We start from the raw sequence: 26,386 nt of genomic DNA on the forward strand, positions 1-26,386 counted from the left end.
CTGCCATCGCCGCCCAGCGATGGCAGAGATGATGCTCAGATCAACCCTGTGGGTTCCGATCCGAACCTTACGACTGCTGCAGCCCGTAGAGCAGCGGCATCAGCCCTGCCAGCGCCCTGAAGCGCTCCCACGACTTGGATGACGGCTTCGTCCAGCCGGTTTCGGCAAGCGCGGAAAGGCGGGGAAAGACGAGGCGGTCGAAAACGGTACGATCCGTCATCGGCTCGGACCAGATGCAGGCCTGGATGCCGAGGAGTTTCTGTTTCTGAGCTGCCGTCCAGCCGCCGATGGGATCGAATTTGTAGAGCTTCTCGGCATCCGAAGTCCCCGCCCAGCTGGCTCCGGGCTCGTCCCAGTCGGGCCTGAGCGCCATGTCGAGGTAATAGACCTGTCCGGGGCAGACGACCATGTCATAGCCGCGCTCGGCGAGTTCGGCCGAGACCTCGACATTGCGCCAGCTGCAGAGATAGCTCTTCGATTTGTCGATGACATCGCCGTGGGCCGCCTCTTCCCAGCCGCCGGTGATGCAGCCCTTGCTGGCAAGGAAGCGCTGGACGCGGTTCAGGAACTCCGCTTGCAGGATGGCGGCGCCGGAGCCGTGGATGTCGTCGGCGCCATGGGTATTGGTGACGACGTTCAGCCGCTTGGCATGCGCATCGGCAACCTCGGTCCCCGCCACCCTACGCAGGCGCTCGAGCGCTTCCGGCGAACCGGACCACGCGCCGAGCGGAACTTCATCGGCGCCGAGATGGACGGTCTTGAACGGAAAGAGCTCGATGAGTTCTAAGAGGATCGTCTCGATGATCTCATAGGTCTTCTCGCGGGCCGGATTGATGCAATTGTCGGGAAAGCCCTGAACCGAATAGTAGCTGCCGACCTCGGCCGGATCGCGCAGCTCCGGGATCGCCTGCAGCATGGCGTAGCAATGGCCTGGAACATCAATCTCCGGCACGATCTCCACGCCGAAGCTCTTGGCATGCGCGACGATCTCGCGGATCGCAGCCTTGGTGTAATAACCGCCGGTGCGGGCCGGGCTCGAACCGAGCAGCGGCGGAACGGCAAGACCGTGACCGCGCCAGGCGCCGACAGCGGTCAAATCAGGATAGGCGTCGATCTCGACGCGCCATGCTTCGTCGTCGGAAAGGTGCCAGTGGAATCGGTTGAGCTTGTTCCAAGCCAGCACCGCCAGCAATTTCTTGACCTCGGCAGCGCCGTAGAACTGGCGGGCGACGTCGAGATGCAGGCCGCGCCAACCCATCGACGGCTCATCGACGATCTCGCCTGCGGCCGGAAACTGGAAGACCTCGGGATGCAGCCTTGCACCGCGCCAGATCTGGCCGAGCGTGACGAGGCCGTAGAGGAAGCCGGTCTGGCTGCTGGCTTCGATCACGATCGTCTCACCCTCGAAGCTCAGTCGATAGGCCTCCGACCCGAGGCCGGCGGCATCCTTCAGGGCAACCGGAACCGCGCCTTCCGCCTCGCTCCGCACGATGCCTTCGACGGCGAAGAGATGCCCGACCAGCGTTGCGAAACTTCTTGATGCCGCCTCTCCTTCCACGCTCTGCGCCTGCGGCGCAAAACCGGCCGGCAGCGGCCGTCGGGAAGTGACGGACACATGGTTCGGCCAGGGGATGATCGACACTTGAACAGGCGCATTGACGGGAACCGGATAGATCTCCGCGCCACGCTTCAATGGCGCGTTGCTGACCGAAGATCGCGTCGGCTCTATGGTGAGCACGATCGTGCTGCCGTCGGAAAGCGCGAGATAGCCGCTGGTTGCGCCGTCCGTCCAGTGACGAAACTGCCAACTCAACGCATAGACCGCGATCGTCCACGTCTCGCCCGCGCCGAGAACGAAATTGGCAGGTGGCTGGAACTCGGTGAAATTCGACAGCCGCTGCGAAACTGTGGCGCCGTCGACGCGCCCGGCCGGATCGACACGACCCGGGCCACTGACGCACAGCGAGAAATTCGAAAGCGACTCGGTGCCGAGGTTCTTGAGGCGCAGGACGTAGGAAAACTCCTTGCCGTCCGCAGGCGGGTTCCAAAGGGTTTCAAGCCGCAGGGCTTTTGGTCGCGGTATGGACATGGTCGCTCATTCCTCTTGGAGATCGGATCACGAGTATCCCGGCGTAATAACCGGGAGCGCAATTTTGGGTAAGCATGGCGCAAACCGCCTTTTGGTCGAAGGCCGCCCGCGATTCCATCGTTTTTGAAGTCAATCAAATTGATTTAAGAGTGATAGTCAGTTTCCCGCCGACAGGTCAATTGCCGATTGGAAATTTCTGTAGCGCCCTCCGGATCGGCTCTCGGCAGACATTAGCTAGGCATGCTCTTCCGGACCAAGTCCTTTGATCACGATCGAGCCTGGCCTTCCCGGTCAGGCTCGATCGCGTTCAACTCACTCCTGCAAATTTGTGCCGGCGGGTCCCTATCGCTTCCATCCTCATCCGAACTATGGTGTCGCAATCGGCGAAATCGCGGTTCACTTCCGAGCCATGCTGTCCGTCGTCTCGATCGCAACCACGATCGGCCTTAGTCTTCGCAGCCGAGGCGGAGAACGCAGCGCGCGGGATATCGCATGTCGGAACGACTTGAATCTGCCCGCCCTGATGAAACGCCCGCCATCGTCTGGCTCGGCTTCATGGCGATGTGCGTCGGCATGTTCATGGCGATCCTCGACGTCCAGGTGGTGGCGACATCGCTGCCGACCATCCAGTCGGCGCTCGATATCGATCCGGATCAGATGAGCTGGATACAAACGGCCTATCTCATCGCCGAAGTGGTGGCGATCCCGCTCACCGGCTTCTTGACGCGACTTCTGACGATGCGATGGCTGTTCGTTACCGCCATCGGCCTGTTCGTCGCGGCCTCCGCCGGCTGTGCGGCGAGCGGCAGCTTCGGCGAGTTGGTGGCCTGGCGGGTGCTGCAAGGTTTTTCCGGCGGGACCCTGATCCCATCGGTGTTTTCAGCCGTCTTCATCCTGTTCCCGAACGAGCGGCAGGCGCTTGCGACGACGATCGCCGGTGTGCTGGCGGTGCTGGCGCCGACCGTCGGACCGATCGTTGGCGGGTGGTTGACGCAGACCTATTCCTGGCACTGGCTGTTTCTGATCAACGTCATCCCGGGCATCGTCTCGGCAATCGTCGCTGCGCGGTTCCTGCCGCGGCAGGCGTCCGATCCGTCCGAACTCAAGCATCTTGACGGGCTGTCGCTTCTGCTGATGGCAACTGCGCTGACGAGCCTGGAACTCAGCCTGAAAGAGGCGCCGACGAGCGGCTGGATCTCGGCCTATGTGCTCAGCCTGCTAACGGTTTGCCTTGCAGCGGGAGGCGTCTTCGTCTGGCGAACGCTTCGCCGCCGCCGGCCCGTCGTCGATCTCGGCAATTTCGGCGACCGGAACTTTCTCGTCGGCTCGGTTCTGAGCTTTGTCCTTGGCATCGGCCTCTTCGGCTCGGTCTATCTCATGCCGGTCTTTCTCGCTTTCATCAGGGGACACGACGCCCTCGAAATCGGCATGACGATGCTGGTCACCGGCATCGCGCAGCTGGTCACCGCGCCGATCGCGGTCGCGCTGGAAAAGCGCTTGGATGCTCGCCTGCTGTCGGCCGTCGGTTTCGCGCTCTTTGCGATCGGTGTCGGAATGAGCGCCTTTCAGGATCCTCGTACGGATTATGACGCGATGTTCTGGCCGCAGGTCGTGCGCGGCGTCGCCATCATGTTCTGCCTATTGCCGCCGACGCGGCTGGCGCTCGGCACACTTCCGCCAGAGCGCATTCCCGATGCGAGCGGGCTTTTCAACCTGATGCGCAATCTCGGCGGGGCGATCGGCATCGCCCTCATCGATACCATTATCTACACGCGCTCGGAACCGCTTGGACAAACCCTCTGGACCCGCCTTCAAGCCGGCGACATCGAGGCTGCGACATTCGTCGGCGCCCCTCTTCAAACCATATCGGGGCATAGTGGCGGCTTCGATGCGGATACCACGGCGATGCTCGATCCGCTGGTCCAGACCGCGGCCAGCGTCCAGGCGATCAACGAAGCCTGGATGATCGTCGCCGCCCTGACCGGCTGCGCCCTGCTCTCAGTGCCCTTCGCCAGGCGGCCGGCGTCAACGTGAAAGCCATGGTGACAAGTTGCCGATCTTCCGGTCGCCGGTAAGATTTCTCTCAATCATTTTGCGTCATCCTCCAGTTCCCCTCTGAAGCCAATCGACGAGATCTTAATGGCCCCGGTCCTCAAGCGCAGTTTTCAAATGCCACGACGCGAAGAGCTTGGCCTCTTCACCATCAGCAACGGGTCCGGCCTGTCGATAGCGGCCCTGCCGAACGGCACGCTGTTTGCCATCGAATATGCCGACGACAAGGGATCGGTGCAGATCAACCAGATCCAGGGCTCGCCGCTCACCGGCGGCGTCAGTCGCCTTTATCTGCGCATCGGCGGTGCGGCACCTGATGTCGTCGAGATCGTCGGGCCTCGTGCCGATGGCAGCTTCGGGCACGATGCGACGAGCTTCTCCTGGAGCGGCAAGAGAGGCGATATCGGCTACAATGTCCGCCTCGAGCTTCATCCTTCCGAAACGGCTTGGTTCTGGCGTGTCTCCATCCGGCATCGAAAGCATGGAACGCTGCCGGCCGATCTGGTGCTGGTCCAGGACGTCGGTCTCGGCGATCGCGGCTTCCTGATGAACAGCGAAGCCTATGCCTCGCAATATGTCGACCACCATATCGCCGATCACGGGACATTCGGCCCTGTCGTGATGCACCGTCAAAATCTGAAGCAGTCGGGCGCCCGCAACCCCTGGCTCGTGCAGGGCTGTCTCGACGGGGCGGCGGCCTATGCCACGGACGCGATCCAGCTGGTGCAGGCGAGCGACCGCCTCGACGACCTGCTGGTCGGCCCCTTCGGCACCAGCCTGCCGAGCAAACGGCGCCAGCAGGAGACCGCCTGTCCCGCCATCCAGTCGAGACCGATCTCCGTCCTGGCAAGCGGCGCGACCGCGACTTTCTTTGCCGTCTTCGCAGCCGATCATCCCGAAGCGTCGAGCGATGCCGACCTTTCGCGGCTCGACGGGCTGGCAACGATAAAAGGTGCGGCAGCCGACATAGCAGAGGCGGCGCCGGTCCGCAGCCTGCTCCAGGATGCCGCCCTGCTGAAGGCCGAGGCGCTGAAAAAGAAGGCGATGGGCAAGCTCTATCCGGAGCGGAGCCTGGAAGAGCGCGTCGACGGAAAGCTTCTTTCGTTTTTCGTGCCGGACGGCGTTCTGAACCGCCACGTGGTCCTGCGCGACAAGGAGCTCCTGGTGGCGCGCCGCCACGGTGCGATCGTCAGAAGCGGTGAGAATATGCTGCTCGACGACGCGACGCTTGCCGCGACCTGCTGGATGCAGGGCATTTTCGCGGCCCAGTTGACGATTGGCAATACGTCCTTTCACAAGCTCTTTTCCGTCTCCCGCGACCCCTACAATCTGACGCGCGCCAGCGGGCTGCGCATCATGGCGGATGTCGGCGTTGGCTGGCAGCTTCTGGCGGTGCCGTCGGCTTTCGAAATGGGGCTCAGCGATTGCCGCTGGATCTATCATTGCGCGGGACGCACGATCATCGTGTCGGCGGTCGCCTCCGGCGACGATGCAGCGATGCAGTGGACCGTCTCCGTCGAGGGCAAGCCGTGCCGCTTTCTGGTGTTCGGTCACGTCGTCCTCGGCGAGCGCGAATATGACGCGGGCGGGCAGATCGAATTCCATCCGTCGGGCAAACGCATGCTTTTCCGGCCGGACCCGGCCTGGCTCTGGGGCGAGCGCTATCCCGATGCCGGCTATTGGCTGGTGAGTTCGACGCCCGATGCCATCGATGAGATCGGCGGCGACGAACTGCTCTACAGTGATGGGATTGCGCGCAACGGCCCCTTCGTCGCGCTTAGATCCCGCCCGACGCAGGTGCTCTGCTTCGCTGTCGTCGGCTCGATGACCGATGCGGCGGAGGCCGACCGACTGGCGCAGCGTTATGAGGCCGGCGTCACCGATGAAGCCATGCTTGCCCCGGCATCGAAATTCTGGCGGAACGCCGTGCGCGGCCTGACGATCGGCAGCACCTCGCCCGACCTTGCCGCGCAGACGACCTTGCTGCCGTGGCTGGCGCATGACGCGATCGTGCATCTGAGCGTGCCGCACGGCCTCGAGCAATATACCGGTGCGGCCTGGGGCACACGCGACGCCTGCCAAGGACCGATCGAATTCCTGCTCGCCTATGAGCATGATCGCGAAGCCAAGGAGGTGCTGAAGACCGTCTTCAGCGAACAATACCTGGAGAAAGGCGACTGGCCGCAATGGTTCATGCTGGAGCCCTATGCCAACATCCGGGCGGGCGATAGGCACGGCGACATCGTCGTCTGGCCGCTGAAGGCGCTCTGCGACTATATCGAAGCGACCGGCGATCTCGCCATCCTCGACGAGAAGGTCTCCTGGCGCGACGAAAAGACGAAGGCCAGGACGCTGCAGGCCGACACCATCGCCATCCACGTCGAGAAGCTGCTTGATACCGTTCGCGAAGCTTTCATCCCTGGAACGCATCTGATCCGTTATGGCGAGGGAGACTGGAACGATTCCCTGCAGCCGGCCGATCCGCATCTGCGCGATTGGATGGTCAGCAGTTGGACCGTTGCCCTGCTCTACGAGCAGATCGTCCGTTATTCCGCGATCCTGCGCCGCCTCGGTCATGGCAACAAGGCCAAGGGCTTGAGGAAGATCGCAACGGCGATGCGCCGGGATTTCAACCGCCATCTCGTGCGTGGCGGCGTCGTTGCCGGCTACGGTATCTTCGATCCCAGCCATGACGGCGTCGAATTGCTGTTGCACCCGAGCGACCAGCGCACCGGCCTGCATTTCTCGCTGATCTCGATGACGCAGGCGATGCTTGGCGGGCTGTTCACGCCGACGCAGAGACGCGATCATATGAAGCTGATTAGAGAGCATCTGCTCTTCCCCGACGGCGTGCGGCTGATGGAGAAGCCCGCGACCTATGCCGGCGGGCCTGAGACGCTGTTTCGCCGCGCCGAATCCTCCTCCTTCTTCGGCCGCGAGATCGGGCTGATGTATGTGCACGCGCATCTACGTTATTGCGAGACGTTGGCGCTCCAAGCCGAGGCGGAAGAGCTCTGGAAGGCGATCGCCGTCGTCAATCCGATTTCAGTCACATCAGCGCTGCCGCATGCATCGCTGCGCCAGCGCAATACCTATTTCAGCAGCAGCGATGCGGCTTTTCATGACCGTTATCAGGCGGCGGCCGAATGGGAGCACGTCAAGGCGGGAGAGATCGCCGTCGACGGCGGATGGCGCATCTATTCAAGCGGCCCGGGGCTCTATACCAGAAGCTTCGTCGAAAATATCCTGGGCTTCAAAAGGCGCTTCGGCCGGCGCAAACACAAACCGCTTCTGCCCGCAATCCATGCCTCGGCCGATCTGCACACCGACCACGCCGCCTGGCGGCGGCTGATGAAGCCGAAACCCAAGGCGTAACAGTTCAGGACGAGGCGCTGTCTATGCAGTAGCGTCGCGCAGCTCCTCGAAGCGCGCGGCGCTCTTCGACAGGTGGCTTCGGATGGCGCGGCGCGCGGCGGGCTCGTCACGGTCGCGGATCGCCGCGAAGATGGCATGGTGTTCCCTGCGCATGCGCGCCGCATGGCGCTTGCGCTCGGCTGATGTCATCTTGTCCAAGCGCGCCCATTGCCGCGGCACCATGATGTTGCCGAACGTATCGAAGAGGCGGCCGTAATAGGAGTTGTGCGTCGCGACCAGAATGGATCTGTGGAAGGCGTAATCCTCTTGCGCACCGTATCCGCCCTCCTCGAGCGCCTTGTCGAGGGCATCGAGACGGTCCTGCATGCGGTCGATGTCCTCCTGCGTGCGCCGCAGCGCCGCAAGGCCGGCGGCTTCGTATTCGATCCCCATGCGCAGCTCCAGCACGCGCAGAACCTCGTCGATCGACTGCAGGTCGTCTGGAATGATGGAGAAGGATCTGGGCGTCGGATCGTTCGAGACGAAAGCTCCAAGGCCTTGCCGCGTGGTGATCAAACCCTTTGCCCGCAGCGCGGCGAGCGCTTCGCGAACGATCGTCCGGCTGACGCCGGTCGTTGCCATGATCGCCTGTTCGGTCGGCAGACGCTGGCCGGGCTTCAGGTCGCCGGACTCGATTTGCGCCGTCAACATATCGGCAAGGTTGCTGCGCAGGTTCGGCGCCTGCTGAATGGTATTGAAGACTGCGTTGTCCTTATTTTCCATCCTGTTTCGAAATCCTGGTGTCGAGGCGGCTGCGCCAAGAGCGATTATCGCGCCAGCCAACCGCCATCGACGGGCAGCACCGTTCCATGCACGTAGTCGGATGCCGATGATGCCAGGAATACGGCCGCGCCGCCGAGTTCATCAGGCGTTCCCCAGCGACCGGCCGGGATGCGGCCAAGGATGGCGGCATTGCGGTCGGCATCCTCGCGCAGCGCCGTGGTGTTGTTGGTGACGAAATAACCGGGGGCGATGGCATTGACGTTGACGCCCTTGCCGGCCCATTCGCAAGCAAGCAGCTTCGTCAGTCCCGCGAGGCCGCTTTTCGAGGCGGTATAGGAGGGAATGCGGATGCCGCCCTGGAAGGAGAGCAGCGAGGCGATGTTGATGATCTTGCCCCTGCCCTTGTCGACCATGTGGCGGCCGGCCGCCTGCGACAGGAAGAAAGCCGTCTTCAGGTTGACGTCGATCACCGCGTCCCAGTCTTCCTCGGTGAAGTCGAGCGCATCGGCGCGGCGGATGATGCCGGCATTGTTGACGAGGATGTCGAGGCCGCCGAAGGTCTGGATGGTCTCAGTGACAATCCGCTTGACCGGTTCGATGCTGGCAAGATCGGCCTTGATGACATGGAAGCGGCTTCCCGCTTCCTTCACCAGCGCCTCGGTTTCGTCCATCGAGGAGCGTCCGACGGCGACGATCGACGCACCAGCCTCTGCCAGTGCGGCCGCGATGGCTTGGCCGATACCGGTATTGGCGCCGGTGACGACGGCAACCCGGCCGGAAAGGTCGAAGGGATTTGCCACGACGCTCACCTCAGATCCGCAATGGCGATATGGTCCATGTCGGTGAAGCTCTTATTGTCGCCGGCCATCGCCCAGATGAAGCTGTAATTCTTGGTGCCGGCGCCCGAATGGATCGACCAGGGCGGCGAGATGACCGCCTGTTCGTTGGCGACAAGCATATGCCGGGTCTGTTGCGGCTCGCCCATGAAGTGGAACACACGCTGCTCCGCTTCCAGATCGAAATAGAGATAGGCTTCCATGCGGCGGTCATGCGTATGGGCAGGCATAGTGTTCCAAACGCTGCCCGGTTCGATCATGGTGAAGCCCAGCGTGAGTTGGCAAGACTGGCAGACGTCCGGATGGATGAACTGGTAGATCGACCGCTTGTTGGCCGTTGCGGCTTCGCCCGGCGTCAGGTGACGGGCCTTTTCGCGGGTGAGCAACACGGTCGGGTGCGCTTGATGCGCCGGCGTCGAGACCAGATAGAATTTTGCCGGATTGGCAGCATCCGCGCTCTCGAACCTGATGTCCTTGGCGCCCTTGCCGACATAGAGGCAATCATATTTGGCAAGATCGTAATTCGTGCCGTCGACGATGATGCGGCCGGCACCGCCGATGTTCAGGGCGCCGAGTTCACGCTCAGCAAGGAAGGTTTCCTGTCCGATCGCTGTCGGAGCCGTCAGCGTTAGCCCGGGGCCGAGCGGCGTCGCGCCGCCGATGACCATCCGGTCGTAATGCGAATAGGTGAGCCGGATCTCGCCACTCGCGAAGACGGTTTCCACCAGAAAATGACGCCGCAGCGTCTCCGTGTCGAAATTGCGCACGGCCTCGGGATGGGAGGCGTGCCTCACGTCGATCTGCATGTCAATTTTCCTTCCGCTTCATTGTCGCCAGGGGTCGTCTCTATCTCGGGAGCCAGTCTTGTCCGGCCGGTCCCGCCGCGGCGGTATCCAGTTGGTTACATAGTTGTACGACAAGTTTGGTGTCAACAGGTTTGTCGGTGGGCGCTCGAGGAGACGCAAGGTCCGCAAGAGCACGAAAGAAAATCTGGGAATAGACAGGAGAATTTCTGGAAATGATGACGCCATCATCCAAGCAATGGATCGCAAGCGGTCGTTCTTGGCGCGATCCGGCAGTGCTATTGGCCAAAACGAAAAAGCCTGCCGCGGGAGGAGGTGCGGCAGGCTTTCGTAAAAAACCGAACGACAGCTGGGAGGAGGAGTGCTGTCATTCCACAGACGACCCTGGGAGGAGGACGGGGCGCCTGTACATCGAAGGGACGCGGGAGGAGGTGCATCGCTTCGATAGAAATAATCATACTTATTTCTTGCTCAGTTGATAGGCATTTCTTTGCAGGGCAGCTATGCGTTATGCGAAAAGCGGGAGGCTCGATTCACCTGGTCCATCTGCCGGAAGCACAAAAGCAAAGCGCCCGCTCGGGAGGAAGCAGGCGCTGGCATGGTCTTGAAGATGCTTGGTCTAAGCTGCCGTTAGCGGGCGATGGCTGCGCGGGCGACGTTGCGGATGTCGCCGCGGCCGATGCCGAGGTCGTCCAGTTCGCGTGCGGACATACGACCCAGTTCAGCGACCGTCTGACGATACTTGCGCCAGTTATTGAAAGAGCGTGCTACGTTCATGATGATCCCCTTTCGTGGGCTTTCGAAGCTTAGCTGCCAGTCCTTGGCGCTTCGTTCGCTTCGATGAGGTGTATATAATATGAGACCGCCGATTATTGCAGCGCCAATGCATCAGTGCACCTATGCGGCGCTTGCATGGGTCGCGATGTTTTGGATCCGAACCGCTTCGCGGTCAGAGTTTGAAACGATCGAAGGCCGTCAGCCGCACCATCGGCGGCTCCGCCTCGGCCCACCGGTAAATATCCGAGCGCAGATAGGAAAGCTCGTCGCCGAGATCCTCTTCGCCGACTTCGATCCACCAGGACTTCAGGCGACCGTCGCTTCCGTCCGACCAGCGATAACCCCTCGCCTTCAGATGATCCTTCATCTCGAACGGGCTGTGTTCGGCAAAGATACGGATGCGCGAGCGCTGGCTGGCACGGTAGAGTTCGGTGAACGGGCTTTCACCGTCGCGCTGCTCTCGATCGAGGATTTCCAGCAGCGCGTGGCAGTCGTCCACGGCGCGATGGCCTTCGTGGAAATACCCGGCCTGGCCGACGAGATAGCCGAGCTTCGTACCCTCGAAGCCGCGGGCGCTCCAGTCGATCTCCGAAACCGAGCATGCCCAGGCCTTGCCGGTGAAAATCGTCGAGAAGGCCTCGCAGAACGGCCGGTCGAAACCGGCATTGTGGGCAATGATCAGATCCGCCGGCTCGATCAGCGTACGCAGCGATTGGATATCGATAAGCTGTCCTTCGACCATCGCATCGGTAATACCAGTCAGCCGGGTGATCTCGGGCGGGATCGGCCGGGACGGCTGTTGCAGGCCGCCGTAAATGCCGACGATATCGCCGATCGCGCCGTCATCGTCGAAGGTAAAGGCGACAGCGCCGATTTCGATGATCTCGTCGCTGCGGTGGTTGAGACCGGTGGTCTCCGTGTCGAGAATGACGCCGAGTTGCGAAAACCCCGGCCGTCTGACTGACGCAACCGGCCGGGCAGCCAGCTTTCTCAAGATGCGATAGTTGCCGCTCTCTTCGAGCGCCCGCGCCATGTCTTCATCGGAATGGACGACCGGCTGCGACGGCCGCCGATGCGATGGACCGCGGGCCTTGGGCGTCGCGGGCGATGCTTTGGCAAACATGTCGAGTTGCAAATCTCTGTGCACGCTCATCGAATCTATATGTCACGGAGACGCGATTGAATCCATCACTCGCGCCGGGCGCTGTGGACTATCCTCGCCTGCGGCCCTATCCGTCGGGAAGCTCAGCCGGCAGACCGCCCCGCGACTGTGGTTGTCGATGGTCACCTCGCCGCCGTGCATGCGCAGGATGTCGCGAACGAGATTGAGGCCGAGGCCGGCGCCGCGTCCGTCGTGATGGCGCTTGAAGAACGGCTCGAATATGCGATCTCGCATATCGGCGGAGATGCCCGGTCCCTCGTCCCTGACCTCGATCCAGTTGCAGCCTGATGTCAGCGAGATGGTGCCTTTCCTGCCGCCGTGGTTGATTGCGTTCTGCAGGATGTTCATCAGGGCGCGCTGCAGCGCCAGAGGATCGCCCTCGATCTCGCCGGCGCCGTCGACATCGAACTGCACCGTATAACCGGCGGCAAAGGCCAGCGGCGCCATCTCGATGATGACCTTCCTCGCCAGCTGGCCGAGATCGACCTTGGTGAACTGGACCTTGCCCTGTTTCAGCCGCTGAAGGTCGAGCATCTGCTCGGTGAGAACGGCAAGCCTCGCCGCATCTTCCAAGAGGTCGGTCTTGATCGAACTGTGCGGCAGGGATCCAATTCTCGTATTCAGAATGGCGATCGGCGTGCGCAACTCATGGGCGGCATCGGTCAGAAACCGTTCCTGCCGCTCATAACCCTCGTCGAGACGGCCGAGCGCGCGGTTGACGGCGTGCACCAGCGGCGCGATCTCTTCGGGAATATCGTTTTCCGACAGCCGGCCGCCACGCTGGTCGATATCGATCGTATCGGCCTGAAGCGCGGCCTGGTCGATCCCGACCAGCGATCGTCGCACGACGAGCGGCGTTGCGATCAGCGCGCCCAGTGCCATCACCGCGACGATGGGGATAACAATTTTCACAAGGATCAATGAGACGCGGAACAGGATGAAGGCGAGTGAGTTCGGGCCGTCGGTGCCCGTCAGAAACTGCACCCGTCCCCAATCCGTCGCAATCCACTTCATCCGGGCAGCCGGACGGTCGTGATCGCCGAGATCCGAGCCGAACTTTGCCTGGCCGACATGATCGAGCGTATTGCCGATGGTGGCATATTCTTCCGGAATCCGGCCCTCGGTCAAAACATGTCCCTGCATGTCGCGAATGGTGTACCAGAGATCGGGCGCATCTTTCCGCAGCTGTCGCAGATCCTCGGTCTCCCTCAGGCTCAACTCTCCGGTGGGCTGGCGGAAGACGGCCTGGCGCAGGATCTCGATCGTGCCCTCCGTCGATCTGAATTCGGATATCTTGCCAACCGAAATCAGCACGATCATCACCAGGATGAGCACGACCGATTGCACGGCAAGAAGCCGCCAGAACAGGCGCTTGCGCAGCGAATAGGAGCATCGTTTGCTCATGATGCTTCACGCAGGAGATAACCCACGCCCCGGATAACGTTGATGACCACGCCCGCCTGCGACGCTTGCAGCTTGCGACGCAGCCGCGATATATGGGAATCGAGCGCATTCGACTGGATCTCGTCGTCGAAGCCGAAAACTGCTTCCATCAAGGCCGGTCGCGGCACCATACGACCGGCACGGCGCATGAGGCATTCGAGCACCAGCGCCTCCCGGCGCGGCATTTCCAGACGCAGGCCGGAGACGATGATGTCGCAATAGGTCGGATCGAACGAAAGACGGCCGATCGAGATCAGCGCCGGGCGCAAGGTTTCGGAGCGGCGCATGACGGCACGCAACCGCGCCAGAAGTTCGTCGAAGACAAAGGGTTTGGCGAGGTAATCGTCTGCGCCGGTCTCAAGGCCGGTGATCCTGTCTGGAACCTCTCCCTTGGCGGTGATGACGATGATCGGCAGCGTCAGCCCCTCTTTACGGATCTTCGGAATGAGTTCGAGGCCATCGCCGTCGGGCAGTTGCCGATCCAGAAGCACGGCGTCGTAAGCGCCGTCGCCGATCACTAGCTCGGCGTCGCATAGGGTCGAGACGTGGTCCATCACCATGTCGTGCCTGGTCAGGGCACCCCGGAGCGCCACGGCCATTTGAGGTTCATCCTCGATCAGTAATATGCGCATCTCCATTCCTATCGACGGTCGGTCCGTAGGCGGACCATATCACCTAAGCATGTCCGCGGTGCCAGTCGTTCGTCGAATGCAAGATCGCCCCCTCATGGCCGAGGATAATTTCATCGTCACGCACGGCGCTGCTCGGTCGGCGATCGAAACGTGGCATGGGACCTTCACGGTGGCTGATTGATCCCGCCCATGAACCGGCTCAACATTGCAACAGTCTGTCATGTCGCAGTCACGGTGACGCAGACACAGATTTTTATGCCTGAGACGCGACCTTCCGCTGCGTTGCTCTCAGCCCCCTCCTGTCGATCCAGCTTTTGATTTCGGCGGCAATCGCCTCGGGCTGGTCCTCGGGGGCAATGTGGCGCGCCGGCCCGCACCCTCTGATCTCCAGGCTGGCGACGTTGTCGCGGCACCACGAAATCATCTCGCTGCCGATCAACAGCGTTTCGGAGGGACCGTCGAAGGTCAGCAACAGCTTGGGGACCTCAGGACTGGCGGAAAGCCAGCGGTCATAGGCCTCGATCCTGGCGACCACGTCGGCCGGCTCGCCGTTGATCGGCATGGCGCGCGGCCATTCCAGCAGCGGGCGTCGGCTGTTACGGTCGGGATAGGGTGCGCGGTAGACATCCCAGTCGAAATCGCCGAGCCCTTTCAGCGTGGTCGCGCGCAAGGCCTGTTCGATGAAGAAATTTTCGTCGAGGACCTTGGCCTCGCCGGTTCCCGCACTCCGCAACAGTTCATAACGCGCCTTTCCTCCACCCGGCAGATCCTCCCAGTCCATCGGCCGCAGGATGGTTTCCATGAAGGCGATGCCACGCACCCGCTCGGCGTGGCGCGAGGCCCAGTCGAATGCCAGGGCGCCGCCCCAGTCGTGGCCGACGAGCACGACGTCGTCGAGGTCAAGCGCATCGAACCAGGCGTCGAGATAGGCGATGTGATCGCCATAGCGGTAGCCGATATCGGGTTTGCCGGAGCGTCCCATGCCGATGAGATCGGGCGCCAGGCAGCGGCCAGGCCCGATGCCGGGCATGATGTTCCGCCAGAGATGCGATGAGGTGGGATTGCCGTGAAGGAAGACGATCGGGTCGCCCTCCCCCAGTTCCTCGTAGGAGATGAACGAGGTGAGAATATCGATGGTCGGCATATGGAGCTCCACGCTTTCGTGCTATATAGGCAGGTGACTGTCCATTTATCATATAGACAGGTAACGTCCATTTATCATATAGACAGGTAGCTGTCTATATCGCTGCGCGGGGTTTCATGCCGTCTTCTTCCCTTGGCCTGTTGTTGCGTCTGGTCCATCAGCATTGGACGCAGGCCGTCGAAGCGGCACTCGATGAGGCCGGCTACGGCGATATCCGCCCGCCGCACGCCAACGTCTTCACCTTCGCGCGGCCGGAGGGCATCCAGGTCAGCGAGCTGACCAGGCTCGCCCGTGTTCGCAAGCAGACGATGACGCAGGCCGTGGAAGAACTCGAGCGCTTGGGTTATGTCGAGCGTCGGCCCGATCCGAATGACCGGCGTGGCCGGCTGGTGTTTCTGACGGAAAAAGGCCAGGGGGTCAGGCCGATAGCGATGGCGGCGGGCCGGCGCGTCGATGAAAGCTGGGCGGCCCTGACCAGCCAGCAGCAGATGGACGATTTGCGAACAGCACTCCGGCGGCTGCTGGAACAGCTGCAATAGCGAAGCGGGGCTGGCATGAGAGCGACCCATTCCACTTAACCGTCGCGCGACCGAAGGAGAATGTATGCCTGGTGACAACAGCAAAGGTGCCGACGAGGATGTCGTCGTCATCGGCGCCGGTGCCGCCGGCATTGCCGCCGCCCGCCGCCTGCAGGCAATCCGCCCGGATCTTTCCATCCTCCTGCTTGAAGCCGGCGATCGTCTCGGCGGTCGCGCCTGGACGGTCGCACTGCCTGAAGCCGCCGATATCGGGCTCGATCTCGGCTGCGGCTGGCTGCATGGCGCAAGGACCAATGCCTGGACTGCGATCGCCGGCGAGGTCGGACTGACGGTCGACCGCACGCCCGCGCCCTGGAACGATGGCGGACGGCGGCTTCTGCGGGATGACGCGGCGGCGCGCGCCGCAAGGCAGGCGATGGGCGCCTATTTCGAGCGTCTCGAGAGCCATGAGGGGAATGACGCAGCCATGGCCGATATGCTCGAGCCCGGCAATCCCTGGAACCGCCAGATCCGGGCGGTCGGCACCTATATCACCGGCGCCGAACTGGAGCGGTCGTCGGTCGTCGATTACAACAGATACGATCCCGGCCCTGGCCCTGACTGGCGGGTGCGCGAGGGCTATGGAACGCTGGTCTCGCTTTACGGCAAGCCGGTTCGGGCAAGGCTCAGCACCGAGGTCATGCGCATCGACCATCGTCATGCCGGCCGTATTGCCATCGAGACGAACCAGGGTGTGCTCAGTGCCCGTGCGGTTCTGGTGACGGTTTCGACGAACGTGCTTGCCGCCGGCAAAATCGCCTTCGACCCGCCTTTGCCTGACAAGATCGAGGCAGCGGCCCGTTTGCCGCTCGGGCTCGCCGACAAGCTGTTCTTGAAGCTCGCAAATCAGGAGGTGCTGCCGGCGGACACGCATATGTTGGGCTCTACCCGTCGTGGTGCGACCGGCACCTATCAGCTCCGGCCGTTCGGCGCTCCCGTCGTCGAGGCTTATTTTGCCGGCGACCTCGCACATGATCTGGAGGGGCAAGGTAGAGAGGCTGCCTTCTCCTTCGCTGGAGAAGAACTGGCGGCACATTTCGGCGCGGACATCCGCAAGGAGCTGTCGGTCGCCGCGATGTCGGCCTGGGCAGCAGCGCCCCATATCGGCGGCTCCTATTCCTACGCCGAACCCGGCGCCTCCGATCAACGCGGCCGTCTCGCTGCGCCGCATGACGGGCGGATCTTCTTTGCCGGCGAAGCCTGTTCGACATCGCGTTATTCGACGGCGCACGGCGCCTACGAGACCGGCGTTGCTGCAGCCGAGCTGATCGCAGCGTCTTTTTCGCAAAGTCCGTAACCTTCGCCGGCCGCGATGGCAGGCAGGAATATTTTTTTCTCACTTGGTCGCGCGAACGGGATTGGTTATGCTCCCCCTCGCCCCTGTGCTCCCAGCCCAGGGCGCTATACGTCATCCGGCGGCGAGCGGCCGCCTCAAGCACAATATTGTCATTGTCATTGATTGCAGGAGCCCCGGCTTCTACCCCGACGTTTGCGTGTCGGCTACGGGTATCCGCATGAGGAGGAAGAAATGGATTATCGCAAGCTCGGTCCCAGCGGGACCGTCGTCACCGCCTATTGCCTCGGCACCATGACCTTTGGCGCAGAGGCCGATGAGGCCGCCTCACACAAGCTGCTCGACGATTATTTCGCCTGGGGCGGCAATTTCATCGACACCGCGGATGTCTATAGTGCCGGCAAGTCGGAAGAGATCATCGGACGCTGGCTGAAGGCGCGTCCGACTGAGGCCCGCCAGGCGATCGTTGCCACCAAGGGGCGGTTCCCGATGGGCAACGGCCCCAACGATATCGGCCTGTCGCGCCGGCATCTTAGCCAGGCGCTCGACGATTCGCTCCGCCGCCTCGGTCTCGAGCAGATCGACCTCTACCAGATGCATGCCTGGGACGCGCTGACGCCGATCGAGGAGACGCTGCGTTTTCTCGACGATGCGGTTTCCTCCGGCAAGATCGGCTATTACGGCTTCTCCAACTATGTCGGCTGGCATATTGCCAAGGCCTCGGAGATCGCCAAGGCGCGCGGTTATACCCGTCCGGTGACGCTGCAGCCGCAATATAACCTGCTGGTGCGCGATATCGAGCTTGAGATTGTCGCGGCCTGCCAGGATGCCGGCATGGGCCTGCTGCCGTGGTCGCCGCTCGGCGGCGGCTGGCTGACCGGCAAGTACAAGCGCGATGAGATGCCGACCGGCGCCACCCGCCTCGGCGAAAACCCCAATCGCGGCGGCGAATCCTATGCGCCGCGCAATGCGCTGGAACGAACCTGGGCGATCATCGCCGTCGTCGAGGAGATCGCCAAGGCGCATGGCGTCAGCATGGCGCAGGTGGCGCTCGGCTGGACGGCGGCACGGCCGGCGGTCACATCCGTCATCCTCGGCGCCCGCACGACGGAACAGCTCGCCGACAACCTCGGCGCGATGAAACTGAAGCTCTCCGACGACGACATGGCGCGGCTCAACGAGGTGAGTGCGCCCCAGCCTTTCGACTATCCCTATGGCAAGGGTGGCATCAACCAGCGCCATCGCAAGATCGAGGGCGGCCGCTGAGCCCTCCTTCTGTCTCCGAACAAACCCTGTCCGCTTCTCGCCGAAGCGGACAGATCTCCGTTGATGGCGGCGAGACGATCGCTCGATCCCCGCTTCCACGCAAAAAGCCGCCATGTTTCCATGGCGGCTTGGCGGCCTATCTGCTTGGGAGGCGATTTTAGGCCGGAAGCTGGAAGATCACGTTGGCGATCAGAACGATCGCCAGGCCGCCGGCGAGTGCGAGATAGGGCAGGATGCCGGCTTTCTTGATGCCGAGATCCTGGCCGACGAGTCCGAGATCCTCCATCGCGCCTGCGGGGAATTTGCCGCCGTCGCGCACATAGTGGCGATAGGCGAAGACCGGCAGGATCAGGGCGGCGAAGATGAAGCCGACCCAGAGGGCATTGGAATAACCCCAGACCTTGGCACCCGCACCGAGGAAGAGCGCGTTGACGAAGGCCAGCACGGTGTTGAGGCCGATCAGCCAGGTCGGCGCCTTCCAGGGGCGTTCGATATGACCGGAATCCATCCGGTGGATCCAGCCGGAATTGAGGTTCAGGAAGTTGAAGATAATGTAGCCGACATTCGAGACGGCGAGCACGAAGAAGTAGCCGCCGGCATCCGAGGCGATCGCCAGCAGGAAGAGATTGAAGGCGAAATCGGTCCACATCGCCCGGGTCGGCGCGCCGTGCTCGTTGACGTGGTCGAGATATTTCGGCAGCCAGCCATCTTTCGAGCCCTGGTAGAGCGTGCGCGAGGAACCGGCCATCGCCGTCATGATGGCGAGGAAGAGTGCCATGATCATCAGTACGACAAGCAATTGGGTAACCACGCGGCCGGCGCCGATCAGGCCGCCGAGCGCTTCGGCAACACCGGTGCCATCGACGATGCCGGGGGCCAGCATGCCTGCGTGGCCAAGAACGCCCTGGAAGGCGAAGGGCACGAGGAAGAAGAACAGGCAGCAGGCAAGGCCGGAATAGAAGATCGCCTTGAAGGTGTCGGTCTTCGGGTTCTTGAGTTCGCGGGTGTAGCAGACGGCCGTCTCGAAGCCGTAGGTCGACCAGGCGGCGATATAGAGGCCGCCGAGGAAGAGTGTCCAGCCGCCGTTGCTCCAGGTGCCGTCGACAGCGGCATAGGCGGCTGTCGGCGGCACGAGACCGGTGACGTTGGTGGCAAGGATATGGCCGCTGACGATCGGATAGAGGCCGATGATGAGCAGCGGCACCAGCACAATGATGGCCAGCCACTTCTGCACGCTTGCCGTTTCGGAAATGCCGCGATGCTGGATCGCGAAGATGACCAGCATCAGGATGCCGCCGATGAAGAAGGTGGCGTTGATATTGGCGGTGGCAAGGAAGGGAATGTTGAAGCTCAAGAGCGACCAGCTGCGGATCGCCGGCGTCAGGGCGGCGACACCGTCGGTGCCGAGCAATGCCTTGACGGCGTCATCCGGCGTCGTGCCGGCATGGGCTGCAATATATTCGGCGACGCGGGGGCTGTCGGCCGTGATGGAAGCGGCATGCGCTGAGATCCAGTCGAGGACCATTTGTGAATCCGCCGCGGGAATCGGATAGAATGCGTTGAGGATGTAACCGGCGGCGATGGCGCAGCCGAGCGACAGCACCGGCGACCAGGCAAACCAGTTGCACCAGACGGACAGCGGCGCGATGAATTTCGAATAACGCAACCAGGCGGTGGCGCCATAGACCGAGGCGCCGCCGGATTTGTTGGCGAACATGCCGGCGATCTCGGCATAGGTGAAGGATTGCAGGAAACCCATCACCATCGAGATGATCCAGACGACGAAGGCGAGCTTGCCCGTCGTGCCCGCAATCCCGCCGATGGAGAAAAGAACAAGCGGCGGCACGCCCGCAGCCACCCAGAATGCGCCCTTCCAGTCGAGCGCGCGTACAAGCTTACCTTCGGTGCCGGATGCAATCCCGGCCTCCACAATATCTGTCATCAGTGAAATTCCCCATTCTATTTGTTCCGGACGTATCTTTGTACGTCTCCCTGAACGTGTCTCCCTGACAGTCTCAAGCCCGCCCGGATAATTTTGACGATCCGTGTTCCCGACGGATTCCCGAGTCTCAACTCTTTATGCATAGTGAAGATATTTTCTTTTTAGTCAACATCGCTTTACTTTCCACAGCCATTTTGTAAACCTGTGTCCGCATGCCGGAGGGCATGCCCGATCCCCATGAGGGCAGAATGCGAGAACTTCATCCTGCTATGACAGGCCTGCGGCCGGCCGCTCCGAGCCTCGTGCATTATCCCGGCATTCCCACCCTGCCGGAGGGAACTGAGCGCTACAGGGCAAAGGGCGGCGGATCGGTCGTTATGCGCGTCGAGCCGGGCGACCGGGTCAGCGTCATCGACAGCGAGGGCGGGCAGGTCTGCGAGATCTCCTTCCTCGACGAGAAAGGTCGCTTCCTGGCGGCCGGTCTCGGGACCGCATTCAGCAATTCAGCCGATGGTTTGAAGGCCATTCTTCAAGCGGAGGATGAGAGTGCTGCCCGCACGCGTGCTGCGCTTCAGCGTCGCGGCGCCGATCTGGCAGTTGCCGGCGGGCTCTGCATCTTCGGGGCGGGATCGACCCCGGGCAGCCAGGCGGATTTCACGATTTCCATGAAGGGCCTGTTGATCGTCGCAGCACCGGCCAGCGCCATGTCGCCGGAGGCGCAGGATACGGCGACGCCGATCGAGATCAGGATCAAGCGCAGCCTGCTGATCCGCGATTATGCCTCCGCTTTGCCGGAACCGGCCGCCGATCCGATCGAGGATATCCGCATCCGGGCGGCGAGCGCGGCAGCCTATTTCGTGCGGGCCGGCGAATTCATCCAGATCATCGACGTCTATGGACGCCAGTGCACCGATTTCCAGGCTTTTGCCGCCCGCAAGGTCGACAAGGGTCTCGACCTCGCGCTTGATTCCACCGTCACCCGCACGCTGCTCGGCCGCAGCTATCCAATGCCGGGTCTCCCCTCCAAGGCCTTCGACCGCGACTTCGAGCCGCTGGTCGAAATCGTCCAGGATACGGTCGGACGTCACGACGCTTTCGCGACCGCCTGCAATTCGCGCTATTACGACGACATGGGTTATCCCGGCCACGTCAATTGCACGGATAATTTCAACGCGGCGCTGGCACCTTACGGCATTGCCAGCCGCAAGGGGTGGGAAGCGCTGAACTATTTCTACAACACCAATATCGACCACAACAACCAGCTCTATCTCGACGAGCCCTGGTCGCGCCCGGGCGATTACGTGCTGATGCGGGCGCTGACCGACCTCGTCTGCGTCTCCTCGTCCTGCCCTGACGATATCGACGCGGCGAACGGCTGGGATCCGACGGATATCCACGTCCGCACCTTTTCCGGAAAAGAGAAATTCTCACGAGCGGTAGCCTATCGCATGACCCCAGATGCCGACGCCGAACTGACACGCGAAACCGCCTTCCATCCTCGCCTCTCCGCGTTGACGCGGGACTACACCGAATATCGCGGCTTCTGGCTGCCGAACCGCTTTTCCAGCGAAGGGCCGGTCGAGGAATACTGGGCCTGCCGCGAGCGCGCCGCCGTCATCGATCTCTCACCCTTGCGGAAATTCGAGGTGACGGGGCCGGATGCCGAGGAGTTGCTGCAATATTGCCTGACGCGCGATGTGCGCAAGCTGTCGACCGGCCAGGTCGTCTATTCCGCCATGTGCTACGAAAACGGCGGCATGATCGATGATGGCACGCTGTTCCGGCTCGGCGACAAGAACTTCCGCTGGATCGGCGGCGATGATTTCAGCGGCATATGGCTGCGTCAGCAGGCGGAGAAGAAGGGCTTCAAGGCTTGGGTCCGCTCTTCGACCGACCAGATGCACAATATCGCTCTGCAAGGTCCGAAGAGCCGCGATATCCTCAAGGAAATCGTCTGGACGGCGCCGCGCCAGCCTGACATCGGCGAGCTCGAATGGTTTCGCTTCACTGTCGGCCGCATCGGCGGCTTCGAGGGTACCCCGATCGTCGTCTCGCGTACTGGTTACACCGGCGAACTCGGCTACGAGATTTTCTGTCATCCGAAGGATGCGCTGACGGTGTTCGACGCCGTCTGGAAGGCGGGCCAGCCGCACGGATTGAAGCCGATGGGGCTGGAGGCGCTCGACATGGTCCGCATCGAGGCGGGTCTGATCTTTGCCCATCACGAATTCACCGATCAGACCGACCCGTTCGAGGCCGGGATCGGCTTCACGGTGCCGCTGAAATCCAAGCAGGACGAATTCATCGGCCGCGAGGCGCTGATCCGGCGCAAGGAGCATCCGCGCCATCTGCTCGTCGGGCTCGACATCAAGGCCAACGAGGCCGTCGGCCATGGCGATTGCATCCATATCGGCCGGGCCCAAGTGGGCGTTGTCACCAGCGCCACGCGCTCGCCGATCCTCGGCAAGACGATCGCGCTCGCCCGCATCGACGTGATGCATGCGAGCCCCGGCACCGAGGTCGAGATCGGCAAGCTTGACGGCCACCAGAAGCGCCTGCCGGCGACGGTCGTGCCGCTTTCGCATTATGACCCGCAGAAGACGCGGCCGCGCTCGTAATGCCTGCTTTTGAGGTCGAGGCCGGCGATCGGCGTCCCGGCATGCAAGGCGGCCGAGATGCAACCTGATGATGAGTGAACGGCCCTGAAAAACTAAAAGTTGACAAATTCGGGTTGAGTGACTATATCTCGGTAGTCGATATTGCTTGTTTGACTTTTGTTATCGCACGCTGGCAACGTGCCCTGGACGAACTTCCCTCTTCAAAATCGAGATCATCATCCGTCGTGCTTCCGCACGTGCGGTCGTTCAATTGCTATGAAAGGGTTTGTTATGACCACTGGCACAGTTAAATGGTTCAATTCCACCAAGGGCTTCGGCTTCATTCAGCCTGACGACGGCGGCGCTGACGCCTTCGTTCACATTTCTGCCGTCGAACGCGCTGGCATGCGCGAAATCGTCGAAGGCCAGAAGATCGGCTACGAGCTTGAGCGCGATAACAAGTCGGGCAAAATGTCCGCTTGCAATCTCCAAGCTGCTTAAACTGAAATCTGCTTTCCTTTGACCGCGGATGTACCGGCACTGTCGAAAGTATGATACTATCAAGGTCAGGCACGTTGCCTGGCCTTTTTTGCTGAGTCGGCCAGCGGGCTGCTGCACAATTTCTTAAACGCGGAATCCGTTTAACGAATTGTGCAGTAATTCAAAGCGTTACAGCGTCCTTTGCGCGTCTGAAAGACGTGCGGCGCTGTGACAAAATCCAGGATTGATATGACAGAGTCACATAGCAAATCACGCAAGCAGGCGGAGATTGCCTTCGGAAACGTGCAATCGCAGTTCCTGGCGCGAAGCCGCGCGGTCGAAGAGATCGATCCGACCGTACGTGCCCGCGAGGAAAAAACCTTGCGGTTACGCGAAGCGCGTGAGGCCAAGGAATTGCAGGATCGCTTGACAGGGGTTACTGCTCCTGTCGCGAAGCGAAAAAAGAAAATCTGACCCCTATGGCATAATTCCTTAAATCGGATTCGATTTCAGGATAAAGCCATGTGCAGTTCAAGGTATTACAGCGCCTTTGCGCGTCTGATGGCGTGCGGCGCCACGGAACAAGATGAGTTTACGCCGGATCGGCCTAAACTCTGAATCTTGTCCTAAATTAAAGAGTTAGAACATGATTTCGTCCGAAAACCGCGCAGATTTTTCGGCATCATGCTCTAGGGTCGAAGTCAAACAGTCAGGAAACAGATTTGAAAAACGCCAAAAACAACGAGCTTTCCGATCGCCGCAGCGCCGCTGCCGAAGCCAAGGCGGCTCTCCTCAACGCGTATCGTAACGCCAAGGATTCAGCCGAACCCACAAGGCTGGCAAAGCAGGCGGAGCGTCAAGCCATTGCCGCGGCCAGGGAAGAACGTCGCGCTCAGCGAGAACGGGTCAAGCTCGAAGAGCAGGAGCGGGCACGGGCCGCGGAAGCCGAACGTCAGGCTGCCGCCGAAGCCGCAGCACGCGCCGATGCCGATGCCCGCGAAGCGGCTGACAAAGACCGGATCGCTCGCGTGATTGCCGACGAAGCCGCCCGAAAGGCCGAGCGCGACCGGCGCTACGCCAATCGCAAAGCCAGACAGTCCTGATCGTCAGCGCCGCCTGTCGTCAGGACAGGCAGCGCTGTCTTTCAGGCAGCCTGCACGGCTGCATTCAGCGGGATTTCGACGTCGATTTCGAGCGTCGAAACGTACTCGTTGCGATCGATCGTCACCTGCACCTTGTCGTGATCGAGCTGCACGTGCTTTGCGATCACCGCAAGGATTTCCTCGCGCAGCAGGGAGACCAGGTCCGACCCCGCCGAGGAACGTTCATGGGCGAGAAGGACCTGCAACCGTTCGCGGGCGGCCGGTGCGGTTCTCTGCTTGTTGAAAAGACGGAAAATATTCATGCCGCCCTCCGTCCGAAGATCTTACCGAAGATATTGCGCTTTTCCTCTGGGATGGCGATCGGCACGACTTCACCAGCGAGCCGGCGAGCGGCGTCGAAATAGGCCATCGCAGCCGCGCTGCGGCTGTCTGCCAGCGTGACCGGCGCACCGATATTGGATGCACGCAGAACATCCATGCTTTCGGGTATGATGCCGAGCAGCGGGATGGACAGGATTTCCAGGACGTCGTCGACCTTGAGCATGTCGCCGCGTTCGGCGCGGTTGGCGTCGTAGCGGGTGAGCAGCAGGTGCTTTTCCATCCGTTCGCCGCGTTCGGCCTTGGCGGTCTTGGCATCCAGCAGGCCGATGATGCGATCCGAATCGCGCACCGACGAGACCTCGGGATTTGTGACGACCACGGCAACATCGGCGTGGCGCATGGCAAGCGTCGCACCGCGCTCGATCCCGGCGGGGCTATCGCAGATGATCCAGTCGAAATAGCGCTTCAGGTCGTTGATGACGCGCTCGACGCCCTCGGCCGTCAGGTTGTCCTTGTCTCGCGTCTGCGAGGCCGGCAGCAGGAACAGGGTCTCCAGCCGCTTGTCGCGGATCAGCGCCTGGGTAAGCTTGGCGTCGCCCTGGATGACATTGATCAGGTCGTAGACGACCCTGCGCTCGGCGCCCATCACGAGGTCGAGATTGCGCAGGCCCACGTCGAAATCGACGACGACGACTTTTTCATTGCGTTGCGCCAGCGCCGCTCCCAATGCGGCGGTCGAGGTCGTCTTGCCAACCCCACCCTTGCCTGACGTGACGACGATCACTTTCCCCATCATTGTCTCTCCTTTGCCGTGGCCCCAGTAATTCGAAGTGTTGAAGCGTCCTTTGCGGCTCTCGATGAGACGCGCGGCGCTGTTGTCAGATCAGTTTCTCTGCCATGATCGCGTCGTCTTCGAGCCAGAGCTGAACAGCCTGTCCGCGAAGATTGGGCGCCATGTCTTCCGCCATCTTGTAGATACCGTCGATTGCAACCAGCTCGGCCTCGAGCTTGCGGCAAAAGATCCGCGCCGATGCGTTTCCGATGGACCCCGCCATGGCTCGGCCACGCAAGGCGCCGTAGATATGGACGGACCCGCCGGCGATGACCTCGGCACCCGAGGCGACCGAACCGATGACGGTGACGTCGCCTTCCGGAAAGATCACCGATTGCCCGGAGCGCACCGGCTCCCTGATGACGATCGATTGCATGGTTGGGCGGGTCTCTGCCACTACCGGTTTGCCGGGCTGATCGGCAGGCTCCTTTGCCTGAACCTCGATATCGGAAACCGAACGACCGCCTTTGAGTGCCGGCGGCATGCCGGACCCGAGGATCGAAGGCCGTGCGCCCTCGATGCCCATGATGCTGACATTGCGCTTGGCAAGTTCGGCAATCAGGTCCTTCAGCTGCGGTCGGTCGATTTGCAGGTCCGTGAGGTCGAGCACGACAGGCCGTCCGAGGAAGAAGCCGGCCGAACGCGCGGCCAGATCGTCCAGCCGGATCAACCAATCATCGATCGGAAGATCCGGAGACAGCATGACCGCGAGGAAAGAGCGGCCCTTGATGCGGATGGAGCGAGCGTCTGTTAGCACTTTGGTCATCTATGTGAAGAAATCGTTGACCATGTCTACCGCTGCTATGGTTAACAATAAGTTAACGCGGCCTTAATATTCCCCACAATCACAGCCGATTCTTCAAGCGCCGGACTGCCGTAAGCCATTGGAAAAGCGATG

At 61.8% G+C, this 26,386-nt stretch carries 22 protein-coding genes; 9 read left to right on the forward strand and 13 right to left on the reverse strand.

Annotated features, from left to right (window positions below; translation table 11 throughout):
- Positions 1-67 precede the first annotated feature (67 nt).
- Positions 68-2,089: a beta-N-acetylhexosaminidase gene (locus ACS4RR_RS32380; protein ID WP_456190622.1), complete on the reverse strand. Its 2,022-nt coding sequence runs from the start codon at positions 2,087-2,089 to the stop codon at positions 68-70.
- Positions 2,090-2,581: 492 nt separating this feature from the next.
- Here ACS4RR_RS32380 and ACS4RR_RS32385 point away from each other — a divergent pair, with 492 nt between their 5' ends.
- Both ACS4RR_RS32385 and ACS4RR_RS32390 read left to right on the forward strand, forming a co-directional pair.
- A complete protein-coding gene (locus ACS4RR_RS32385) occupies positions 2,582-4,123 on the forward strand; it encodes a DHA2 family efflux MFS transporter permease subunit (RefSeq protein ID WP_456190623.1) in 1,542 nt (513 codons plus the stop codon).
- 105 nt (positions 4,124-4,228) lie between these two features.
- Complete coding sequence (locus ACS4RR_RS32390; protein ID WP_456190624.1) at positions 4,229-7,516, forward strand: GH36-type glycosyl hydrolase domain-containing protein; 3,288 nt, start codon at positions 4,229-4,231, stop codon at positions 7,514-7,516.
- Between the two features lie 21 nt (positions 7,517-7,537).
- Here the strand turns inward: ACS4RR_RS32390 and ACS4RR_RS32395 are convergent, their stop codons facing one another.
- The 8 genes from ACS4RR_RS32395 to ACS4RR_RS32430 all read right to left on the reverse strand — a co-directional run bounded on the left by ACS4RR_RS32395 (position 7,538) and on the right by ACS4RR_RS32430 (position 15,075).
- Complete coding sequence (locus tag ACS4RR_RS32395) at positions 7,538-8,278, reverse strand: FadR/GntR family transcriptional regulator (RefSeq protein WP_456190625.1); 741 nt, start codon at positions 8,276-8,278, stop codon at positions 7,538-7,540.
- A gap of 44 nt (positions 8,279-8,322) precedes the next feature.
- Complete coding sequence (gene kduD / locus ACS4RR_RS32400) at positions 8,323-9,087, reverse strand: 2-dehydro-3-deoxy-D-gluconate 5-dehydrogenase KduD (RefSeq protein ID WP_311202860.1); 765 nt, start codon at positions 9,085-9,087, stop codon at positions 8,323-8,325.
- Positions 9,084-9,920, reverse strand: a complete 837-nt coding sequence (gene kduI / locus ACS4RR_RS32405; protein ID WP_170256414.1) for a 5-dehydro-4-deoxy-D-glucuronate isomerase — start codon at positions 9,918-9,920, stop codon at positions 9,084-9,086. The genes kduD and kduI overlap by 4 nt, the downstream gene beginning before the upstream one ends.
- A gap of 627 nt (positions 9,921-10,547) precedes the next feature.
- Positions 10,548-10,694, reverse strand: a complete 147-nt coding sequence (locus ACS4RR_RS32410; RefSeq protein WP_003594835.1) for a DUF1127 domain-containing protein — start codon at positions 10,692-10,694, stop codon at positions 10,548-10,550.
- Between the two features lie 172 nt (positions 10,695-10,866).
- Complete coding sequence (locus tag ACS4RR_RS32415) at positions 10,867-11,847, reverse strand: 3'-5' exonuclease (protein ID WP_456190626.1); 981 nt, start codon at positions 11,845-11,847, stop codon at positions 10,867-10,869.
- 12 nt (positions 11,848-11,859) lie between these two features.
- Positions 11,860-13,260 carry an ATP-binding protein gene (locus ACS4RR_RS32420; RefSeq protein WP_260111865.1) on the reverse strand — a complete coding sequence of 467 codons (1,401 nt, stop codon included), beginning with the start codon at positions 13,258-13,260 and terminating at the stop codon, positions 11,860-11,862.
- On the reverse strand, positions 13,257-13,931 hold the full coding sequence (locus ACS4RR_RS32425; protein WP_456190627.1) for a response regulator transcription factor: 675 nt from the start codon (positions 13,929-13,931) through the stop codon (positions 13,257-13,259). Before ACS4RR_RS32425 ends, ACS4RR_RS32420 begins: the two co-directional genes overlap by 4 nt.
- 253 nt (positions 13,932-14,184) lie before the next feature.
- A complete protein-coding gene (locus ACS4RR_RS32430; RefSeq protein ID WP_456190628.1) occupies positions 14,185-15,075 on the reverse strand; it encodes a haloalkane dehalogenase in 891 nt (296 codons plus the stop codon).
- A gap of 116 nt (positions 15,076-15,191) precedes the next feature.
- Between ACS4RR_RS32430 and ACS4RR_RS32435 the strand changes: the two genes are divergently transcribed.
- The 3 genes from ACS4RR_RS32435 to ACS4RR_RS32445 all read left to right on the forward strand — a co-directional run bounded on the left by ACS4RR_RS32435 (position 15,192) and on the right by ACS4RR_RS32445 (position 18,213).
- Positions 15,192-15,614, forward strand: coding sequence for a MarR family winged helix-turn-helix transcriptional regulator (locus ACS4RR_RS32435; protein ID WP_456190629.1), 423 nt, complete (start codon positions 15,192-15,194; stop codon positions 15,612-15,614).
- A gap of 64 nt (positions 15,615-15,678) precedes the next feature.
- Positions 15,679-16,950: a flavin monoamine oxidase family protein gene (locus ACS4RR_RS32440; protein ID WP_260111868.1), complete on the forward strand. Its 1,272-nt coding sequence runs from the start codon at positions 15,679-15,681 to the stop codon at positions 16,948-16,950.
- A 231-nt stretch (positions 16,951-17,181) separates the two neighbouring features.
- Complete coding sequence (locus tag ACS4RR_RS32445; protein WP_222280315.1) at positions 17,182-18,213, forward strand: aldo/keto reductase; 1,032 nt, start codon at positions 17,182-17,184, stop codon at positions 18,211-18,213.
- A gap of 157 nt (positions 18,214-18,370) precedes the next feature.
- Here ACS4RR_RS32445 and ACS4RR_RS32450 read toward each other — a convergent pair whose 3' ends face one another.
- Positions 18,371-20,155 (reverse strand): trimethylamine N-oxide permease, encoded by a 1,785-nt coding sequence (locus tag ACS4RR_RS32450; RefSeq protein WP_017968468.1) that lies wholly within the window; start codon positions 20,153-20,155, stop codon positions 18,371-18,373.
- Positions 20,156-20,403: 248 nt separating this feature from the next.
- Here ACS4RR_RS32450 and ACS4RR_RS32455 point away from each other — a divergent pair, with 248 nt between their 5' ends.
- The 4 genes from ACS4RR_RS32455 to ACS4RR_RS32470 all read left to right on the forward strand — a co-directional run bounded on the left by ACS4RR_RS32455 (position 20,404) and on the right by ACS4RR_RS32470 (position 24,335).
- Positions 20,404-22,773, forward strand: a complete 2,370-nt coding sequence (locus tag ACS4RR_RS32455; RefSeq protein ID WP_017968469.1) for a trimethylamine N-oxide demethylase — start codon at positions 20,404-20,406, stop codon at positions 22,771-22,773.
- Between the two features lie 270 nt (positions 22,774-23,043).
- Entirely contained in the window at positions 23,044-23,253 is a 210-nt protein-coding gene (locus ACS4RR_RS32460; protein ID WP_003548109.1) for a cold-shock protein, read from the forward strand.
- Positions 23,254-23,481: 228 nt separating this feature from the next.
- Positions 23,482-23,706: a hypothetical protein gene (locus tag ACS4RR_RS32465; RefSeq protein WP_456190707.1), complete on the forward strand. Its 225-nt coding sequence runs from the start codon at positions 23,482-23,484 to the stop codon at positions 23,704-23,706.
- Between the two features lie 248 nt (positions 23,707-23,954).
- Complete coding sequence (locus ACS4RR_RS32470; protein WP_456190630.1) at positions 23,955-24,335, forward strand: DUF6481 family protein; 381 nt, start codon at positions 23,955-23,957, stop codon at positions 24,333-24,335.
- Positions 24,336-24,376: 41 nt separating this feature from the next.
- Here ACS4RR_RS32470 and minE read toward each other — a convergent pair whose 3' ends face one another.
- The 3 genes from minE to minC form a co-directional block, all read right to left on the reverse strand.
- Complete coding sequence (gene minE, locus ACS4RR_RS32475; protein ID WP_003574994.1) at positions 24,377-24,637, reverse strand: cell division topological specificity factor MinE; 261 nt, start codon at positions 24,635-24,637, stop codon at positions 24,377-24,379.
- Positions 24,634-25,449: a septum site-determining protein MinD gene (gene minD, locus ACS4RR_RS32480; protein WP_025397600.1), complete on the reverse strand. Its 816-nt coding sequence runs from the start codon at positions 25,447-25,449 to the stop codon at positions 24,634-24,636. Before minD ends, minE begins: the two co-directional genes overlap by 4 nt.
- A gap of 85 nt (positions 25,450-25,534) precedes the next feature.
- Positions 25,535-26,254 (reverse strand): septum site-determining protein MinC, encoded by a 720-nt coding sequence (gene minC, locus ACS4RR_RS32485; RefSeq protein ID WP_017968472.1) that lies wholly within the window; start codon positions 26,252-26,254, stop codon positions 25,535-25,537.
- Positions 26,255-26,386 lie beyond the last annotated feature (132 nt).

The organism is Rhizobium zaerense (genome assembly GCF_051810725.1).
In the GTDB taxonomy this organism is placed as follows: domain Bacteria; phylum Pseudomonadota; class Alphaproteobacteria; order Rhizobiales; family Rhizobiaceae; genus Rhizobium; species Rhizobium leguminosarum_I.